The following is a 1,357-nucleotide window of genomic DNA, read 5'->3' as shown; positions in this document are numbered from 1 at the left end:
TACTATTCTTTTCGCACATAATTTCCTAAGTCGTTGATTGAACGAAAGTTTTCGGTTTTTCTGTATCTCTTATATAAAGATTCTGAAAAATTGGTTCATTTTGGTTCATTTAACAAAATCCCTCTTTTTATTCTTTTTTGTGGCTTATAGGGCTGTCTGTATTTTGGCGTTGGCATCATCTACTTCTGGGCATTTGATAGAATTGAGATAGATTTGCGTGGTGGTTTCGGAATGATGTCCCAATGCCTCGCTGATGACAGATACACCTGATACAATTGCCTCTAAACGAACAAAGGGAAACAACCAGTCTTTGGTCGTTCCCCTTTGTTCGTTGTATTCATTCTGATTACATCACATGATTGTCAAAATGGCTTTGCATGCATATCATCCCGTCCTTCCTTGTTGATAAAGCGAGCTGCACTCGGCAATTTGAAAGCGAGCTTTCATTGCACTCACCGGCATCGTTTTTTCCCATTAAAGAAGGTATTTTTCTACCTCTCCGTCTCTCCTGCAAGGAGAGCTCCACCTTTCTCACCAAGCCTCTCTTTCCTCAGGAACGAGAGGATGTAGCTGGCTACGCTATAGCCTCCGCCAGAGTTTTGGTATCGTCAGCGAAGCCTGTGCCCTAAAGGGCTGCCGATAAGTTCCTACGCAACAGAGTTGCGATTGTTTGTCGGCTGGCGCATCATCAAGATTCTATCAATCTGCCGCTCTCACGTAAACGTTTCTTGAAACCTTGCATCACTGTATCTGCCCATTCATGAAGGTTTTCTTTCATCTCCTGCTTTTGCTTTTCATCAAAAGCAGAATAGGCTATCTGTTGCTCCATACAGGTTTGAGCCGTTTCCTTAGCTAAGTCCAGTGTATGTTCTGTCACTTTACCATTGGTAAGTCTCTCGCCTAATTGGGCGTAGAAGTAGCCTTCACAAAAGGCTATACAATATTCTTTTGCCGTCATAATATTTTCTATTTTATTTTAATGAAATTAGTCCATTCATACCCTAAAACGCTTAGCAATTCACCTTTTCTAGAACGCTACTTTCCATTCCATTGAATACGTATTTTTTTTGTTTGTGGTTTAACCTACATATCCGAAAAGTCGTGGTGATATACTTTCCACATTGTACGGGAAGAGAAGATCTGATTTTTATTCAACCAGAGCTATCAGTTCACAAAGTTCATTAATAAAATCATCAAGCTCCTCTCTTTTTATAGATTTACCACTTCTTAGTGACTGTGCCAGGAAATCTACTTTGGTCAAGAACTCCTGCACTTTCAAACTTGCCCTAGGTGTATCAAATAACTGAAGTTTCGCAAGTGAATAAATATCAACTTGCTTGTTTATAAATATACATAT

The 1,357-nt window shown here is 39.7% G+C and carries 3 protein-coding genes; all 3 read right to left on the bottom strand.

Annotation, left to right across the window (positions count from 1 at the left end; all coding sequences use genetic code 11):
* Positions 1-144: 144 nt before the first annotated feature.
* Positions 145-303, bottom strand: a complete 159-nt coding sequence (locus KSW37_RS15580) for a hypothetical protein (protein WP_217315361.1) — start codon at positions 301-303, stop codon at positions 145-147.
* 385 nt (positions 304-688) lie between these two features.
* Positions 689-958 carry a hypothetical protein gene (locus KSW37_RS15575; protein ID WP_217315358.1) on the bottom strand — a complete coding sequence of 90 codons (270 nt, stop codon included), beginning with the start codon at positions 956-958 and terminating at the stop codon, positions 689-691.
* Positions 959-1,147: 189 nt separating this feature from the next.
* Positions 1,148-1,357, bottom strand: a 210-nt coding sequence (locus KSW37_RS15570; protein ID WP_217315359.1) for a hypothetical protein, incomplete at its 5' end; no start/stop codon positions are given.

The organism is Segatella copri (genome assembly GCF_019127135.1).
Taxonomy (GTDB): domain Bacteria; phylum Bacteroidota; class Bacteroidia; order Bacteroidales; family Bacteroidaceae; genus Prevotella.
This window is presented reverse-complemented; position numbering and strand designations above follow the sequence as displayed.